Annotated in this window: 15 protein-coding genes; 11 read left to right on the forward strand and 4 right to left on the reverse strand. The window is 69.7% G+C overall.

Going from position 1 to position 17,432, the window contains the following annotated elements:
- The first annotated feature begins 154 nt into the window (after positions 1–154).
- From ACYVDG_RS10970 to ACYVDG_RS10980, 3 genes are all read left to right on the forward strand, one after another.
- A complete protein-coding gene (locus ACYVDG_RS10970) occupies positions 155–1,846 on the forward strand; it encodes a serine/threonine protein kinase (RefSeq protein WP_460749130.1) in 1,692 nt (563 codons plus the stop codon).
- A gap of 313 nt (positions 1,847–2,159) precedes the next feature.
- Positions 2,160–3,137, forward strand: a complete 978-nt coding sequence (locus tag ACYVDG_RS10975; protein WP_460749132.1) for a glycoside hydrolase family 5 protein — start codon at positions 2,160–2,162, stop codon at positions 3,135–3,137.
- A gap of 56 nt (positions 3,138–3,193) precedes the next feature.
- Positions 3,194–3,859 carry a lytic polysaccharide monooxygenase auxiliary activity family 9 protein gene (locus ACYVDG_RS10980; RefSeq protein WP_460749135.1) on the forward strand — a complete coding sequence of 222 codons (666 nt, stop codon included), beginning with the start codon at positions 3,194–3,196 and terminating at the stop codon, positions 3,857–3,859.
- Positions 3,860–4,058: 199 nt separating this feature from the next.
- Here the strand turns inward: ACYVDG_RS10980 and ACYVDG_RS10985 are convergent, their stop codons facing one another.
- Together ACYVDG_RS10985 and ACYVDG_RS10990 are read right to left on the reverse strand one after the other, a co-directional pair.
- Positions 4,059–5,003, reverse strand: coding sequence for a sucrase ferredoxin (locus tag ACYVDG_RS10985; RefSeq protein WP_460749138.1), 945 nt, complete (start codon positions 5,001–5,003; stop codon positions 4,059–4,061).
- A gap of 216 nt (positions 5,004–5,219) precedes the next feature.
- A complete protein-coding gene (locus ACYVDG_RS10990) occupies positions 5,220–5,969 on the reverse strand; it encodes a GntR family transcriptional regulator (RefSeq protein WP_460749141.1) in 750 nt (249 codons plus the stop codon).
- A gap of 492 nt (positions 5,970–6,461) precedes the next feature.
- On the opposite strand from ACYVDG_RS10990, the gene ACYVDG_RS10995 reads away from it, so the two are divergent.
- The 6 genes from ACYVDG_RS10995 to ACYVDG_RS11020 all read left to right on the forward strand — a co-directional run bounded on the left by ACYVDG_RS10995 (position 6,462) and on the right by ACYVDG_RS11020 (position 12,530).
- On the forward strand, positions 6,462–7,415 hold the full coding sequence (locus tag ACYVDG_RS10995) for an ABC transporter substrate-binding protein (RefSeq protein WP_460749143.1): 954 nt from the start codon (positions 6,462–6,464) through the stop codon (positions 7,413–7,415).
- 39 nt (positions 7,416–7,454) lie between these two features.
- Positions 7,455–8,414 carry an ABC transporter substrate-binding protein gene (locus tag ACYVDG_RS11000; RefSeq protein ID WP_460749146.1) on the forward strand — a complete coding sequence of 320 codons (960 nt, stop codon included), beginning with the start codon at positions 7,455–7,457 and terminating at the stop codon, positions 8,412–8,414.
- A complete protein-coding gene (locus ACYVDG_RS11005; RefSeq protein WP_460749148.1) occupies positions 8,411–9,271 on the forward strand; it encodes an ABC transporter permease in 861 nt (286 codons plus the stop codon). The genes ACYVDG_RS11000 and ACYVDG_RS11005 overlap by 4 nt, the downstream gene beginning before the upstream one ends.
- Positions 9,268–10,149 carry an ABC transporter permease gene (locus ACYVDG_RS11010; RefSeq protein WP_460749151.1) on the forward strand — a complete coding sequence of 294 codons (882 nt, stop codon included), beginning with the start codon at positions 9,268–9,270 and terminating at the stop codon, positions 10,147–10,149. Before ACYVDG_RS11005 ends, ACYVDG_RS11010 begins: the two co-directional genes overlap by 4 nt.
- Before the next feature lie 32 nt (positions 10,150–10,181).
- The gene (locus tag ACYVDG_RS11015; protein ID WP_460749191.1) at positions 10,182–10,967 is read left to right on the forward strand and encodes an ABC transporter ATP-binding protein; all 786 of its coding nucleotides are present in this window, start codon (positions 10,182–10,184) and stop codon (positions 10,965–10,967) included.
- Between the two features lie 102 nt (positions 10,968–11,069).
- On the forward strand, positions 11,070–12,530 hold the full coding sequence (locus tag ACYVDG_RS11020; RefSeq protein WP_460749153.1) for a benzaldehyde dehydrogenase: 1,461 nt from the start codon (positions 11,070–11,072) through the stop codon (positions 12,528–12,530).
- A gap of 79 nt (positions 12,531–12,609) precedes the next feature.
- Here the strand turns inward: ACYVDG_RS11020 and ACYVDG_RS11025 are convergent, their stop codons facing one another.
- Entirely contained in the window at positions 12,610–13,548 is a 939-nt protein-coding gene (locus tag ACYVDG_RS11025) for a LysR family transcriptional regulator (RefSeq protein WP_460749155.1), read from the reverse strand.
- Positions 13,549–13,617: 69 nt separating this feature from the next.
- Here ACYVDG_RS11025 and ACYVDG_RS11030 point away from each other — a divergent pair, with 69 nt between their 5' ends.
- Positions 13,618–14,865 carry an MFS transporter gene (locus ACYVDG_RS11030; RefSeq protein ID WP_460749158.1) on the forward strand — a complete coding sequence of 416 codons (1,248 nt, stop codon included), beginning with the start codon at positions 13,618–13,620 and terminating at the stop codon, positions 14,863–14,865.
- 20 nt (positions 14,866–14,885) lie between these two features.
- Here ACYVDG_RS11030 and ACYVDG_RS11035 read toward each other — a convergent pair whose 3' ends face one another.
- Positions 14,886–15,779: an Lrp/AsnC family transcriptional regulator gene (locus ACYVDG_RS11035; protein ID WP_460749161.1), complete on the reverse strand. Its 894-nt coding sequence runs from the start codon at positions 15,777–15,779 to the stop codon at positions 14,886–14,888.
- 270 nt (positions 15,780–16,049) lie between these two features.
- Between ACYVDG_RS11035 and ACYVDG_RS11040 the strand changes: the two genes are divergently transcribed.
- Positions 16,050–17,420, forward strand: coding sequence for an MFS transporter (locus tag ACYVDG_RS11040; RefSeq protein ID WP_460749164.1), 1,371 nt, complete (start codon positions 16,050–16,052; stop codon positions 17,418–17,420).
- Positions 17,421–17,432 lie beyond the last annotated feature (12 nt).

Below are 17,432 nucleotides of genomic sequence, written 5' to 3' on the forward strand. Positions count from 1 at the left end.
GCGATCGCTCACTGAACACGCCCTAGACTGGGGCCCCGTTCGGGAACGAAACACGCCGCAGAGCCGGAGGTTGAGGACGTTGGGGCCGCTAGAGAGCACTGATCCGGAGCGCGTTGGTCGGTATCGACTGATCGCGCGCTTGGGCGCCGGTGGCATGGGTCAGGTGTTCTTGGGGCGCTCGGCCGGTGGCCGGGCGGTCGCGATCAAGCGCATCCACCCGCACCTGGCCACCGATCCCTCCTTCCGGCAGCGTTTCGCCCGCGAGGTCAACGCGGCCCGGCAGGTAAGCGGGGCCTTCACCGCGCCGGTCATCGATGCCGGGCCCGACGAGGAGGTGCCCTGGCTGGTCACCTCCTACGTGCCGTCGATGCCGCTGGACGAGGCGGTCCAGGCGCACGGGCCGCTTCCCGAGGCGAGTGTGCGGGTATTGGCGGCCGGTCTGGCCGAGGCGCTGGCCGAGATCCACCGGGTGGGTCTGATCCACCGCGACTTCAAGCCGGGCAACGTGCTGTTGGCCGAGGACGGGCCGCGGGTGATCGACTTCGGTATCGCGCGTGCCACCGACGGCACCGCGGCGACGCAGTCGGTCATCGGGACACCGGGTTTCATGAGCCCGGAGCAGGTCCAGGGTTCGGAGCTCACCCCCGGCAGCGACCTGTTCGCCTATGGCGCGGTGCTGGCCTACGCGGCCTCGGGCATCGGGCCGTTCGGGGACGGCAACATGCCCACGATGGTCATGCGCATCATCAGCAAGGAGCCGGACCTGTCCGGCGTTCCGGAGTCGTTGCGCCATTTGGTCTCGGCCTGCCTGTCCAAGGAGGCCAGGGGCCGACCTGGGCCGGGCGAGATCCTGGACTACCTGGGTGATGTGCCCGCAGGTTCGTCGTGGTTGCCTCCGGCCGTGATGATGGGTGTGCAGGAGCAGGTGGCCAGGGTGAACAAAGCCTTGGCGACCTCTGCCGGTGACCCGGGCGCGACCGGCGGCTATCAGCGCACCGAGGGTCTCGGTGCGGGTGGCGCGGCCGTGTTGGGCGGTGCCGCCGGTGCGGTGGCGGGTGCCGCGGCCGCGGGTGCCTTCGGTGACGACCAGGCCACTCAGGTGTCGCCTTCGGCGGGGGCTCAGGACCCCTCGGGCGGGGCGACCTCGGTGCTGGGCGGCCAGCAGCAGGGCGCTCCCTACCAGCCGACGGCCCAGTTCCCGGGTACGCAGCAGCCGGGGCAGACCCCGGCGACCGCGCAGTTCCAGCCGGACCAGAACGCTCCCACGCAGCAGTACCAGCCGGGTGGGCCGGGTGATGACCCCTACGCTTCCCTGTACGGCGGGCGCCGCGAGCAGCAGGCCGATCCTCGGCAGCAGCAGGAGGAGCAGTACCGGCGCCAGATGGAGCAGCAGCGCGTGCAGGAGCAGCGCGAGGAGCAGCGGCGGCGCCAGGAGGCCGAACGGGCGCACCGGGAGCGGGTGCGTGCGGAGCAGGACGCGGCGCGTCGGGCGCAGTCGCAGGCGCGCAGGGCCGACCAGCCGGGGCTGTGGAGTTTCGTCAAGCTGCTGCCCTTGCTGATCATTCCGCTGATCCAGATCCCGCTCGGCTACGGTGCGGCGCTGGCGTGGGCGTGGTTCACCACGGAGACCGACGTGTGGACCGGGACGGCTTACTACTTCGAGCCGTGGAGTATGGACTCGTTCTGGCACGCGACCATGCTCGGCTACTTCATCCTGAACAACCTGGTGGCGCTGGAGTACCTGGTGCGGTCGTTGCGTACCTCGTTCATCACCGGTGTGGTGTTGGCGCTGGGCGTCATCGCGGCCACCAACGGTCTGCTGTACAGCTTCGGTTTCTGGGCCTGACGGCAGACCCGGAGACGCGCCAGGGGTGGTGGGGGCAGGTTCGTGCCCCCACTACCCCTTTTTTTTTCGATAGCTTCGCCTCATTGGTGTGACCAGTGGTCGCTGATTGCAGCCTGTGCAGTTCAGGGCGGGTGTCGGTGCGCCCGCTACACGTTACTGAACGTGTGCTTAGTAAACCTTTGAGTGAAAAAGCTGGCAGAGCACCCATTGTCGCGGTGTTTCGGTGCTGTTAACTTGCACCGTGAAAGCTATGGGAACGCTCCCATCGCTAGATTTCACGAATGGTACTCATATAGACCGACGGAGAAGCACAGTGCACCGACCCCGCTCTACGGCGTGCTTGCTCGCCCTGGCCCTGTCCCTTCCCCTACTCACCCAAGCCCTTCCGGCATCGGCCCAGCAGACCGGACTGCACGTCGACGACCAGGGACGCCTGGCCCATGCCGACGGCAGCGACCTGCTCATCCGCGGTGTGAGCCACCCCCACGCCTGGTTCACCGAAGAGACCGACTCCATCGCCGACATCGCGGGCCTGGGGGCCAACACCGTCCGCGTCGTGCTGAGCAGCGGCGACCAGTGGGACGAGACCCCCGAGTCCGAGGTCGCCGCCATCGTCGACGACTGCAAGGACCTCCAGATCGTCTGCATGCTCGAGGTCCACGACGCCACAGGCTACGGAGAGGACCCCGAGGCCGTATCGCTGGACGAGGCCGTCGACTACTGGCTGCGGATCCAAGACGCCGTGGACGGCGAAGAGGACCACGTCATCGTCAACATCGCCAACGAGCCCTTCGGCAACGACGAGGAGATCAACGAGGGGTGGGCCGAGGACACCTCCAACGCAGTGGAGCGCCTGCGTGACGCCGGCTTCGACCACATGCTGGTCGTCGACGCCCCCAATTGGGGCCAGGACTGGCAGCACATCATGCGCGACGATGCTCCCGAGGTCGCGGCGGCCGACCCCCACGGCAACACCGTCTTCTCCATCCACATGTACGGCGTCTACGAGGACGAGTCGACCGTCGTCGACTACCTGGAGCACTTCACCGACGCCGGCCTGCCGCTCATCGTCGGCGAGTTCGGGCACAGGCACACCGACGGCGATCCCGACGAGGACGCCATCATGGCCCACACCGACCGGCTGGGCCTCGGGTACATCGCCTGGTCCTGGAGCGGCAACGCGGACGAGGTCGCCTACCTGGACCTGGTCGAGGACTTCGACGTCGACCGGCTCACCGACTGGGGTGAGCGCGTCTTCTACGGCCCCAACGGCATCGACTGGATCTCCTGAGACCTCTTCCGTCCACCACCGAATCCCGCTACCCCGCTCAACCGAAAGGATCCCCCATGAGAACCCTCGCCAGGACCGGAGCCCTGACCGCGTCCGCTGCGCTCGTCGGAGGGCTCGCCATCGCCCTGACCCCTGAGGCGGCCGACGCGCACGGTGCCTTCACCTATCCCGCCAGCCGTACCTACGCCTGCTACGCCGACGGGATCGAGGGAGGAGACGGCGGCAACGTCCAGCCCACCAACCCCGCCTGTGCCGACGCCCTGGAGGAGGGCGGCGAGTACGCCTTCTACAACTGGTTCGGCAACCTGATCAGCGACTCCGACGGCCGCCACGAGGAGTTCGTGGCCGACGGCGAGCTGTGCGGACCCACGGACGATTTCGCCGCCTTCAACGCCGTGCGCGACGACTGGCCCACCACCGACATGCCCGCGGGTGAGACCGTCGAATTCCAGCACAACGCCTGGGCACCCCACCCCGGCACCTTCTTCACGTACGTGACCAACGCGGACTGGTCCCCAGATTCCCCGGTGAACTGGTCCGACCTGGAGCTCATCGACGAGGTCGTCGACCCGCCGCTGCGCGAGGGCGGGGTCGAGGGCGCCGAGTACTACTGGGACGTGACCCTGCCCGAGCGTTCGGGCCAGCACGTGGTCTACGTGGTCTGGGAGCGCTCCGACAGTCCCGAAGCCTTCTACAACTGCTCCGACGTCGTCTTCCAATAGCCCTCCTGGAGTCGGTCCACGCGAGGAGCGCCCGCGGGGGACCCGGGTGAAGGCAGGCGGCACCGACCGGATCTGGTGCCGTGACCGCCCGGAGTTCCGTTTCCTACCCCGGAGCCCGCCTCGGCGGGACCGACGAGTGCCCGGCCCCGCGCCACGGGGCCGGGCACTCAGCTTTTCCGGAGTGTGCGGGCTCTGCGGCCTAGGCCTGGAGTCCGCTGTGCAGGTCCTCGTGGATGTCGCGCACCCGGTGGTGGACCGGCCGGGTGGGGGAGAGGTCCGCGCAGGTGGCGGGGCACTCCAGACCCTCCACCGTTTCCACTTCCACCGAGTACAGGCCGCCGCCGTGGCCGAGGGTGACCCGCACGCCGGCCTCGGTCTCCTCCTCGGACAGGTGTGTCAGCGCGTCGACGCCCACGGGGGATCCCAGGCGGGCACGGAGCGCGGCCTCGGCGGCCTGTGCGGGCGGGGAGTCGGTGCAGCGTCCCCGGTAGTTCTCGGGTGGGACCAGGCCCTGTTCGAAGGCGGCCACTGTGCGCACCGCCGACTCCGGGTCCAAACGGCCGAAGTACACGCCATGGGGGAGGGTGACCAGGTTGGCGGCGAAGCGGTCCCCGCCCACGTGCGTGGTCTCCCACACCTCGGCGCGGGCTCCGCCCAGGGCTGCGGCGACCGGGCGGCCCAGGACTGCGCAGCAGGGGTCCTTCTTGGCGTGGGTGCACACCAGGTAAAGGGTGTGGTCCACGGGCGTGCCGAAGGAGGGCGGTTCCGGGTGTTCCACGGCCGTGACGTCGTGGGCGAGCAGTTCGGCGAGGTCGTGGAAGTCCACACGGCGGGCCCAGGGGCGGGAGCGGCTGGCGTGGACGTAGTAGGCGCGCGACGGCCCGTCGGCGGGGGTGCGTTCGCTGCTTCCCGGGCGCTTGATCAGCTGGGGTTTGATGTCGCGTCCGGCGATGCGCTCGGCCAGCTGGGAGATGACGGCACCGTCCAGGCCTGGGCTGCTGAAGGCCGGGTGGCGCCAGGGGCCGTTGTGTTCGATGAGGAGCCAGCCGCCTTTGCGTCCCGCCGTACCGGCGATCTGTTCGTCGGTGTAGCGCGCCAGGGCGGAACAGCCTCGGCCGCCGTCCGGGGCGGTGGGGAGCCGCACGGGTACACGTCCAATCGGGTGGTGCTCACTGCTGGGCGCGCGCCGAGGCGCCGCCGGTTTCCACGCCCGCCACCTGCGGCGGGTTGGTTAGGCTATCCTATTCCGCTGCTGGTGGCTTGGCCGGGTCCGAGCGGGCCGTGCGGGTGGTCCGAATCGGCTACGCGGGTGAACATGAGTGGCCGTGTGGGGGAGTCGCGGGTCCAGAGTGGCTTCCGCTCAGGAGGGGGAGTCGTCGGTCGGCGGTGCGGGAGGCCCGGTCCCGTCCGGTGCGTACTCCGTCAGGATGTGCACCAGTGCCCGGCGTGCCGAGTCCACGTGTTCCTCCGCGGCCGTGGCCAGTGCTGGGCTGGCCCCTCGGCTGAGCAGCCGCACCAGTTCGCGGTGCTCTGCGACGAGGAGGTCCCGGTACTGGGCTTGGGCCCGGCGGATACGGGTCCGCTGGAACAGGTGCACCTGTGAGCGCACACCGTTCCAGGAGTCGAGGAGGCGACTGTTTCCGGCGGCCTCGTACACGCGGTCGTGGAAGGCCATGTCCAGGGCTAGCAGGGTGTGTTCGTCGGCGTCGGCCTCCACGGCCCGCCGCATGGCCTCGACCAGGGAGTCCAGGTCGGCCAGGACGGCGGGGGTCATAGTCTGGGCGGCGGTGGTGGTGGCCAGGCGTTCCAGGGCCGCGCGGACGGTGTAGACCTCGTCGACGTCGGTGGGGCTGAGCTCGATCACCCGGGCTCCCCGGTGCCATTCGCTGCGCACCAGGCCCTCCCGCTCCAGGATGGCCAGTCCCTCGCGCACCGAACCTCGGCTGACGTCCAGGGAGGCGGCCAGTTCGACCTCGCGCAGCGGCGCTCCGGGCGGGACCCGTCCCTCGAGGATGGATTCCCGGACGCGATCGGCGGCCTCGTGGGCCAGCCCTCGCCTTCTTACCCTGCGCATCCCGCTCTTCCTGTCGTTGGTTGGTGCGTGCCCCAACGCCGCAGTTTACGGCGCACTCCTCGATAAATGAGAATCTTTCGGGTCCGTAAATGATGTGCGAATGTTGACATTGCCTCGGGTACTCCCGAGTATGGGGTCGCTGGTGCGGGGAGATAAGCCCCGTGGTCCGGGTCCCGTCCTGGCCCGGACCACGGCCCCTGTCGCAGATTTCGCGCCGTGGCGCCGCCTTCCTTTCGCCCTCCCGCTGACTGTGCGCCCGTTGCCCCCCGGCCGCCCGGTCTGACCCATCCCGCCCGGGCCGCCGCGGCCAGTGGCCCGGTGCTCGCGTCGGCGCCCGTGTGTCGCCGAGGAACGCCCTGACCAGGCATGGTCATCCGATCTTCCGCTGTTCACCAGTCTGAAACGTGCCCGATCCGTGCCTTGACCTGGTGATGCGCATCACCTATGTTCACAAGATGAACACATGTTCGCCTAGCGTACATTTCTCGTAGTCGCGCACCCCCATCCCTCTCACCAGCTGGAGTCCTGATGCGCCCGACGTTGGCCGCCCTCGCCACGGGAGCGGCGCTGCTTGCCGCCACGGCATGCAGCCCCCAAGCCGACAACGCCGACGACGGCGAGATGACCGCCGTCACCGCGGCGGTCATCCCGATCCTCGACGTAGCCCCCATCTACCTAGGCGTCGACCAAGGCTTCTTCGAGGACCGCGGCGTCGACCTGGAACTGGAGTCCGGCTCCGGAGGGGCCGCGATCGTCCCCGGGGTGGTCAGCGGCGAGTTCGACTTCGCCTTCAGCAACATCGTCTCCCTCGTCGTCGCCCGCGAACAGGGGCTACCCCTGACGACGCTCTCCAACGGCGTTACCAGCGCCGGGGAGCAGGGCGCCGACTTCGGCGGCGTGTTCGTGCTCGACGACAGTGACGTCGAGAGCGCCGCCGACCTCGAGGGACTGACGGTGGCCGCCAACAACCTCAACAACATCGGCGACACCACCGTCCGCCAGTCGGTGCGCGCCGACGGAGGGGACCCCGCCGAGGTCGACTTCGTCGAACTGCCCTTCCCGGACATGCCCGCCGCACTGGAGACCGGCCAGATCGACGCCGTCTGGGCGGTCGAACCCTTCGGCTCCACCATCCTCGAGGCCGGACACCGCGAGATCGCCTCCAACTTCGTGGACACGCACCCGGACCTGTCCATCGCCGCCTACTTCGCGGCCGAGGACCGCATGGCCGAGGACCCCGAACTCTTCGAGGCCATCACCGAGGCGCTGCACGAGTCCATGGCCTACGCCGACGACAACCCCGACGAGGTCCGCCGCATCCTGTCCACCTACACCGAGATCGAACCGGACCTCATCGAGGACATGGTGCTGCCCCGCTTCCCCGAGGAGGTCAACGAGGAGTCGGTCGGTGTCCTGGCCGACCTCATGGTCACCGACGGGCTCATCGACGACGCCCCCGACCTCGACGGCCTCCTGCACTGACCCGCAACCGCACCACCCCGCCCGTTCCTGGAGAACTACATGACCGCCAACAAGACCGTGCTGGGCGTGATCGCCGCCGGCGCCGCACTCACCCTGACCGCCGCCTGCGGCAACGGCGAGACCGCCGAGACCGAGGACGGTCTCACCCCCCTCGACGTGGGCGTGCTGCCGATCACCGCGGTCGCCCCGATCTACCTGGGTGAGGAACAGGGGTTCTTCGAGGACCGTGGCCTGGACCTGAACATCGAAACCGGTGGCGGCGGCGCGACCACCGTCCCCCGCGTGGTCAGCGGCGAACTCGACTTCGCCTTCGGCAACCTCGCCTCCATCCTCATCGCCCGCGATCAGGGCCTGCCCCTGACCGTGGTCGCCAACGGTATGACCACCACCGGCGATGCCGACACCGACTACAGCGCCCTGGTCGTGCCCGCTGACAGCGACGCCACCGACGCGTCCGACCTGGACGGCGCCACCGTGGCCATCGACAACCTCAACAACATCGGCGACACCTCGGTGCGCAACTCCGTGCGCGAGGCGGGCGGGGTCCCCGAAGACCTGGACTTCATGGAACTGGCCTTCCCCGACATGCCCGGAGCCTTGGAGAACGGACAGGTCGAAGCCGCATGGGTGGTCGAGCCCTTCCTCACCATCGCCCTCGAACAAGGCGCCACCGAGGTCGCCGCCAACTTCGTGGACATGCACTCCGACCTCTCCATCGCCACCTACTTCACCTCCGATGAGCTCATCGCCGAGGACCCCGAGACCGTGGACGCCTTCACCGAGGCCATGAACGAGTCCCTCGCCTACGCCGAGGACCACCCCGACGAGACCGCGCAGACCCTCAGCACCTACACCGAGATCGACCCCGACCTCTTCGACCAGCTGCGCTGGCCGCGCTTTCCCGAAGAGATCGACCGCGACGCCCTGGGGACCCTGGGGGACCTGATGGTCACCGACGGCATCATCGAAGACCCCGACCTCGAATCGCTGATCCGATGACCGCCAAAGACACCACACACCCCAAGACCACACCTGCCGAGAGCGCACGCTCGGACGGCGCCGGACACCCCCGTGTGCAGAGCTCGGCACCCAACCGGCCGCTGCTCGGCACCCTGGGGATCGTCGGCCTGCTCGCGCTGTGGGAGCTCGCGCCCCGCCTGGGGCTGGTTCCCGAACGCTACTTCCCGCCGGTCTCAGAAGTCCTGACCACCCTCGCCGAACGCGCCACCACCGCCCCGTTCTGGGCGGCCGTGGGGCACACCCTGTACGGATGGGCGCTCGGCCTGGCCATCGCCTTCGCCGCCGCGGTCCTGCTCGGCTTCGCACTGGGGTCCACACCCCGCCTGCGCGCCTTCACCACGTCCACGGTGGACTTCCTGCGGCCCATCCCCTCGGTCGCACTCATCCCGCTCGCCGTGCTCGTCTACGGCACCGACATCCGCTCCACCCTGCTCCTGGTGATCTACGCCTGCTTCTGGCTGATCTACATCCAGGTCCTGTACGGAGTGGCCGACGTGGACCCGGTCGCCGAACAGACCGCCCGCTCCTACGGGCTGAGCCGCCTGTCCCGCATCCGCTACGTCGTGTGGCCCACGACGCTGCCCTACCTGATGACCGGACTGCGCCTGGCAGCGGCGGTCGGACTCATCCTGTCCATCACCGCCCAGCTCGTCATCGGCTCACCCGGCATCGGGGACCAGATCACCAACGCCCAACAGGGCGGCGCCGTCGCCCTCGTCTACGCCTGGATCGTGGCCACCGGCATCCTCGGCGTGCTCATCAACATCGGTGTGCGCGCCCTGGAACGCCGCGTCCTGCACTGGCACACGTCCGTCCGCGGGGAGGCCGCAGCATGAGCCAGCCCACCACCGTCGAACCCCACGCCACCGGGCACGGGGACGGCGAGGCCGGACCCGCCAAGGCCTCGGCCTGGCGCGCTCGCCGCCGCACCGGAGCACCCGGACCCGGATTGCGCGTCCTGCACGTCCTAGCGCTGCCGACCGTGCTCATCGGCGTGTACTGGGCCTTCACCGCCCAGCCCGGGGCCAGCTTCTACACGCCCACCCCCGCCGAGATCGGGTCGGCCTTCGCCGACCTGTGGTTCTCCGACCGGTTCTTCGTCGACGTCCTGCCCAGCCTGGGCCGCCTCCTCGTCGGTTTCGCGCTCGCCGCGCTCATCGGTGTCGGACTGGGTGTCCTGCTCGGCCTGGACGCACGCGTACGCGCCACCGTCGAACCCGTCCTGGAGTTCCTGCGCGCCATCCCGCCGCCCGTGCTCGTCCCGCTGATGATCATGCTCGCCGGCGTCGACGACGGCATGAAGATCCTGGTGATCGTCTTCGGCTGCGTATGGCCCATCCTGCTCAACACCGTCGAGGGTGTGCGCGCCGTCGACCCGGTCCTGTCCGACACCGCCCGCTGCTACGGCGTCTCCGGCCTGACCCGGCTGCGTGTCCTGGTGCTGCGCTCGGCCAGCCCGCAGATCATGGCGGGGCTGCGCCTGGCGCTGGCCCTGGCCATCATCCTCATGGTCATCAGCGAGATGTTCGCCAGCTCCAGCGGCCTGGGCTTCGCGATCGTGCAGTTCCAGCGCACCTTCGCCATTCCCGAGATGTGGGCGGGCATGGTCCTGCTCGGCATCATCGGCTTCGTGCTCTCGTCCCTTTTCGAGCTCGTCGAGGGGCGCGTCCTGGGCTGGTACCGCGGCCTGCGCGCCGCCAACCGGGGGGAGTAGCCACCGTGAACAACCAAGGAGAACGTCCCGCCATGCTCAAGGTCACCGGCCTGCGCAAGATCTACAACGGGGGCGCGACGGCCGTGGAGGCCGTACGCGACCTGACCTTCGAACTCGCCGAGGGCGAGCTGGTCTGCCTGGTCGGCCCGTCCGGCTGCGGCAAGACCACCCTGCTCAAGTGCATCGCCGGGCTTATGGCGCCCACCGAAGGCAGCGTCGAGCTGGCCGACCGGCCGGTCCTGGCTCCGCCGCCGGGTATGGCCGTGGTCTTCCAGGAGTACGGGCGCAGCCTGTTCGCGTGGATGAGCGTGCGGGCCAACGTCGAGCTCCCCCTCAAGGAGAAGAAGCTGTCCAAGGCGCGCCGCGCCGAACTGGTTTCTGAGGCACTGGAAGCGGTCGGTCTGACCGACGCCGCAGACTCCTACCCCTGGCAGCTCTCCGGCGGTATGCAGCAGCGCGTGGCCATCGCCCGAGCGGTCGCCTACGAGCCGCAGGTGCTGCTCATGGACGAGCCGTTCGCCGCCGTGGACGCCCAGACCCGCGCCGACCTCGAGGACCTGGTCCGGGAGATCTGGCAGCGCCTGGGCGTGACCGTCCTGTTCGTCACCCACGACATCGACGAAGCCGTCTACCTGGGAGAGCGGGTTTTGGTGCTGTCCAAATCGCCCACCGTCGTCCAGGATGACATCACCGTGGACCTGCCGGTGGAACGCGACCAGCTCACCACCCGCCAGGACGAGCGCTTCACCGAGCTGCGCGCCCGGGTCTACGCCCAGATCCAGCGGGCCAAGAAGGGCGAGAGCCAACCCGCTGTCTGAGCGGCGATCCGCCGCCAGAGCCGCCTGACCGCCACCTGAGGCGGCCGCCGACCCCGGAGCCACCCGAAAAGCGCGCCGCCACCACACAGAGGGAGAACCACCGTGAGTCTGCTCGCCGCCGAAGAGCACACCTCCGCCATCTTCACCGGAACTTGGACCGCCGCCAAGGGCGGCGACGCCGAGGTCGTCTCACCCTCCTCCGGTACCGTCCTGGGCCGCACCGGTATCGCCAACGCCGAGGACGTGCACGAAGCGGGTACCCGGGCCGCCCGCGCCCAGCGCGCATGGGCCGCCACCTCTTTCGAGGAGCGCGCCGCCGTCATGCGCCGCGCCGGAGACCTGCTGGAGGCCCACGAGGACGAGGTCATCGGCTGGCTGCGCCGCGAGGGCGGGGCCGCCGCCGGCATGGCCGGCTTCCAGGTGCACGTCGCCGCGGGCGAGTGCTTCGAGGCCGCCGCGCTGGCCTCCCAGCCCCACGGCGAGATCCTGCGCACCGGTAAGCCGCGCCTGAGTTTCTCCCGCCAGGTCCCGGCGGGCGTGGTCGGGGTCATCGCCCCGTTCAACGTCCCCCTCATCTTGGGGATCCGCTCGGTCGCCCCGGCCCTGGCCCTGGGTAACGCCGTCATCCTCAAGCCCGACCCGCGCACCGCGGTGGGCGGCGGCGCCGTCCTGGCCGAGGTCTTCCGGAAGGCGGGCGTGCCAGAGGGCGTCTTCCAGGTGCTGCCCGGCGGTGTCGAGGCCGGTGAAGCCCTGGTCGCCGACCCGCACGTGCGCGTCATCTCCTTCACCGGCTCCACTCCGGCGGGGCGCAAGGTCGGCGAGGCTGCCGCCCGCCACCTCAAGCGCGCCCACCTGGAGCTGGGTGGCAACTCGCCGCTGGTCATCCTGGACGACGCCGCCATGGACTCGGCCGCCTCCATCGGTGCCTGGGGCTCCTTCCTGCACCAGGGCCAGATCTGCATGACGACCGGACGCCACCTGGTGCACGAGTCCGTCGCCGACGCCTACGTCGAGCGGCTCGCGGCCAAGGCGGAAGCGCTCGTGGTGGGCAGCACCGAGGAGGACGGCGCGGCGCTGGGCCCGATCATCGACGCCGGACAGCGCGACAAGATCCACCACCTGGTCACCAGCAGCGTTGAGAACGGTGCGCGCCTGCGCGCGGGCGGCACCTACGAGGACCTGTACTACCGGCCCACCGTCCTGGACGGGGTCGACCCGCACACCCCGGCCTACGCCGAGGAGGTCTTCGGCCCGGTGGCCCCGGTGGTGCGCTTCTCCTCGGTCGACGACCTGGTCGAGCTGGCCAACACCACCCCCTACGGCCTGTCCTTGGGCGTGGTCACCACCAACCCGATGCGGGGCATGGAGATCGCCGACCGCATCCCCAGCGGCATCGTGCATATCAACGACCAGACCGTCGACGACGAGGCGGTGGCCCCCTTCGGCGGGGTGGGGGCCTCAGGTACGGGTTCGCGCTTCGGCGGCACCCGCGCCAACCTGGAGGCCTTCACCGAGACCCAGTGGATCACCATGCAGGCCGACCCGGCCCGCTACCCCTTCTAAACCCGCGATGATCTTGCCCCTGTCTCCACCCTCGACGGCCGAGGGTAGAGACAGGGGCAAGATCGCGGCTGTTCGGGGGCTACCCGGTCAGGTCGGGGATGACTTGCGGGCCCACTCGGCGCACGTAGTCGCGGAACAGGGCCACGGCCGGGGGCTCGTAGCCCCCGCCCGAACCGTCCTCGGGCCAGACCACCCCGACCTCCCGCTCGGCCTCGCCGTCCCGGATACGCAGCTCCACCGTCCCGCCCAGCGGCCCCTTAGGGCGGGCGGGCAGGACCGACACCCCCAGTCCCGCCGCCACCAGGCCGCGCGCCGTGGCGATGTCGTCGGCCTCGAAGGCCACTTTGGGGGTGAACCCCGCCCGGTCGCTGAGCCGGTCGGTCAGATGCCGTACCCCGCGACCCGGCTTGAGCAGGATGAACTCGTCACGGGCGGCCGACAGCGCCGCCACCCCGTCCTCGGCGGCGGCCAGCGGATGGTTCTCGGGCACCACCAGACGCAGGTACTGGGTGTGCAGGACCGACGAGGCCAGCCCGGGCCCCGATGGCAGCGGCGAGGTCAGCGCCAGGTCCGCGCCGCCCGAGGCCAGGCGGCGCAACGACTCGGCCCACGCCTCCTGGGTCAGGGTGAACCGCACCCCCGGGTGCTCGGCCCGAAAACCCCGCAGCAGCACCGGCACCACCTCCACCCCCAGCGTGGGCAGGAAGGTCAGCGCCACCCGGCCCTCCTCGGAGCCCGTGAGTTCGGCCACCCCCTGGCGCAGATCGTCCAGGGCCCGCTGCACGTGCGGTAGCAGCATCCGGCCGGCCCGCGTCAGCCGGATCCCCCGCCCCGTGCGCTCCACCAACGCCATCCCCAGCTCCTCCTGCAACCGGGCCAAAGCCCTGCTCAGCGTGGGTTGCGGCATGTTCAGCGACTGGGCTGCGTGCGTGACGTGCTCGGTCTCCGAGACCGCCGCGATCATCCGCAACCGCGGCCCCAGAACCTGCGCGAGCGCGTCCACATCCGGGTTATTCATGCACAACAGTATGCATCAACGTGAAAGCATGCATTGGACGTATGAAAGCGCGCTTTCTAGCGTGGAAGCATGACCGTGACCAGCAGTTCCACCCCGTCCCACGACGCGCGCCCCCGCGCGGGGACCACCCGCTACCGGCGCACGGTCATCGCCCTCGTCGCAGCCGCCGTGGCCACCTTCGCCCAGCTCTGGTCGGTCCAGCCCATCCTGCCCGCCATCGCCACGGGCTTCGACACCTCCGCGGGCCAGGCCGCCCTGGCGGTGTCCCTGGCCACCGGCGGGCTAGCCGGGTTCACCCTCGTCTGGAGCGGAGCCGCCGACCGCATCGGCCGCGCCCGCGTCATCGCGCTCTCCCTGCTCCTGGCCACCCTGATGGGCTGCTTCGCCCCCTTCGCCACCGAGCTGTGGCTCCTCCTGCTGCTGCGCACCCTCCAAGGCGCGGCCCTGGGCGGGGTCCCTGCGGCCGCCGTCGCCTACCTCGCCGAGGAGATCCACCCCGCCGACGCCCCCAAGGCCACCGGCCTCTACATCGCCGGAAACCCCTTGGGAGGCATGGGCGGGCGCCTCTTGGCCGGGTTCGCCGCCGACCTCGGCGGGTGGCAGTGGGGCATCGCCGCCAACACCATCCTCGGACTCATCGCCCTGAGCGTCTTCGTGCTGGTCCTGCCCCGCCAGCCCAAACCCGCCAGCGCCGAACGGACCTCCTCCGGCGCTACCCCTCCCGGGCCCGGTATGGGCCAGCGCATGCGCGCCGCGATCACCACCCGCGGCCTGCCCGCCCTCTACGCCCAGGCGCTGCTCCTCATGGGCGCCTTCATGACCGTGTACAACCTGCTGGGCTTCCGCCTCATGGCCGAACCCTTCGGGCTGTCCCAGGCGACGGCGTCCCTGCTCTTCCTCGCCTACACCGCCGGAATGCTCGGCTCGGCGGTGGCGGGCTCGGCCACCGTCCGCTGGGGGAGCTACGGGGTGCTCGCCACCGCGACCCTGCTCATGCTCGCCGGGTTCGGCGGCCTGTTCACCACGCTGCTGCCGGCACTGCTGGCCGCGCTGCTCCTGTTGACCTTCGCCTTCTTCTCCGCCCACGCCACCGCCTCGGCCTGGGTGGGCTCCCACGCGGTACGGGGACGGGCACAGGCGATGGCGATCTACACCCTCGCCTACTACCTGGGCTCCAGCCTCTTCGGCTGGATCGGCGGCCTGGTCTACGACGCGGTCGGCTGGAACGGCGCCCTGCTCTTCGCCATGGGACTGACCGTGCTCGCCGGGCTCATCGCCCTCAGGCTGCGCCGCCTGCCCGCCCCGGACCGAAACTGAGCCGGGCCCGTCCAAGCAAGTCACAACCGGCTGGTGTAGTCCTCCTTGACCGAGCGCAGATGCGTCCACGTGTCCAACCCGGTCACTCCCGGGAAAGCGCGAAGGCGCTCGAGCGCGGCGTCCAGCTCGACCGGGCTCGACCCCTGCAAGGTAGCCACGGCATCGAACCGGCCGATCGTGGCGACGACGAACTCGACGTGCCCGTCGTCGCGCAGGCGGGGCAGCACATCGTTCGCGTCGGCACACAGCGTCATGCCGACACCCATGGTGAGGAGCCGACCGAAGTGACCGCGCTCCTGCACGACGACCAGCCGGGCGATCCGGGCCTCGAGCATGCGGTGGACCCGTGCGCGCACAGCCGAAGGTGAGCGGTCTACCTGTTCCGCGAGGTCCCGCCATTTCGCCCGGCCGTCGTGCTGCAGGCGGGTCAGGAGGAGGCGGTCGATCTCGTCGATCCGGATCGGATCGAAGCGGTCGTGCTCGAGGTAGCCCTTGTGCACGTTGGTGTAGACGACCGTGTCGGTCCGGACGACCGCCGGGTGGCTCCGCACCTGGGCGAGGAGGGTCTGAACCTCGTCGTGGGTGCGTACACGCACCTCCATGATGAAGTCGTAGACACCGGCGACGACGGACACCAGGACGGTCTCCGGCCACGACGCCACGACCGCGGCGACGTCGTGGAGCGGCCCCCGCGTGGCCACGGACACGTGCGCGATCACGTGCAGGCCGGAAAACCGCGGATGGACCGCGGCGACGACCCGGATCGCACCGGACTCGACCAGGTCACGAACGTGCTCGGCGACCATGCCGCGCGGCTCGTGGAGCGACTCGGCAAGGGCGACCACGCTCGCGCGGGGTGACTGGTGAAGGGCCGCAACCAGCCGCTGGTCAAGATCAATCGAAGATTCCGCCAACGGTCCCCACCTTCCGCGGGGTTCTTTTCTGAAGAAATACTGCGCAGTTCAGTGGTGTCGGCTGCCCGCACCTCACCGTTCCACCGAAGAGGCTGGCGCTCGTTCGTGCAAGATTACTGAATCGGCGACCCAGCGCGAAAGAGATGCCCTTGTTGGCCGCCGTTCACACTCGTAGGCTCACACGCACTCACCAGGCATGGCAACGACAAGGTCTGTGGCCGAAATGACCCGTTACCAGGCCTTCGCCTCCCTCCCAAGGCGGTATGTGCAATGAGCACCGGTTCACCTGGAGCCCAGACCTTCAGCCACCGCCGCGCACTGCGCGCGGGATCGGCTTCGTTCGTCGGAACGTCGATCGAGTTCTACGACTTCTACATCTTCGCCACCGCGGCCGCTCTGGTGTTCGGCCCGTTGTTCTTCCCGGACGCGGATCCGATCACGGGCGTGCTCTACTCATTCGCGACCTACGCGGTCGGCTTCTTCTTCCGCCCGTTGGGCGCCTTCATCTTCGGGCATGTCGGCGACCGGCACGGTCGGCGCCTTTCCCTGGTGCTGACACTGCTGCTGATGGGGGTCGCGACCACACTGGTCGGCGTGCTGCCCACCTACGAGACCGTTGGTGTCCTGGCCCCCGTCCTGCTCATCTTCCTGCGGGCCCTGCAGGGAATCGCCGTGGGCGGCGAGTGGGGTGGCGCCGTGCTGATGTCGGTCGAGAACGCGCCCGACCGGTTCAAGGGTTTCTACGGTGCCTTCCCCCAGCTCGGCAACCCCATGGGCGCTCTCATGGCTTCGGGCATCTTCGCGCTGCTGACCATCCGCGGCTCGGAGTTCCTGGAAGCCGGCGGCTGGCGCATCCCGTTCCTGTTGTCCGCGGTACTGATCGCCGTCGGCTTCTGGGTCCGCTACCGCGTGGAGGAGACACCGGTCTTCGAGACGGAGGTCGCCGAGGACGTCCACCAGGAACTGCCGCTGAAGTCGGCGATCGTGCGGACCTGGAAGATCATCCTGCTCGGCGTCGGCCTCATCCCGATCTCGACCGGCGGCTACTACATCGTCACCACCTTCGCGACCGCCTACGGCACCGAGCCCGCCTTCGGGGTCGGCATCAGCGAGAACGACATCCTCACCATCCTGACCGTCGCCGCGCTGTGCGAGTTGCTGTCCACCCTGCTCATCGGCGCCCTGGCCGACCGGGTCGGCCGCAAACGGGCCATGTTCGTCGGTCTCCTGCTGACCGCCGTCTTCGTCGTGCCGATGTTCGTGACGATGGACCCGGACAACATCGTGCTGATGTTCGTGCTCTTCGCCGTGGTGCGCATCCTGATGAACTTCGCCTGGGCACCGATGGCGTCGATCCTGGCGCAGATGTTCGACCCCCAGGCACGCCAGACGAGCCTGTCCGTGTCCTACGCGGTCGGCGCCGCGATCTGGGGCGGCCTCGCCCCGGTCACCTCCACCGCGCTGTTCAACGCCACCGGCACCATCTGGAGCGTCATCGGACTGTTCGGCGCCATGACCCTCGTCAGCCTCGTCAGCCTGGCCGCCGCCCCGCAGCGCACCGATGACACCTTCGAGGAGGACGTGGCCGCCAAAGCCGCACAGGACCAGCAGGGCGGATCGGCGCCCGACCAGGACACGTGAGGCAGGAGAACG

Source organism: Nocardiopsis oceani, from assembly GCF_054777395.1.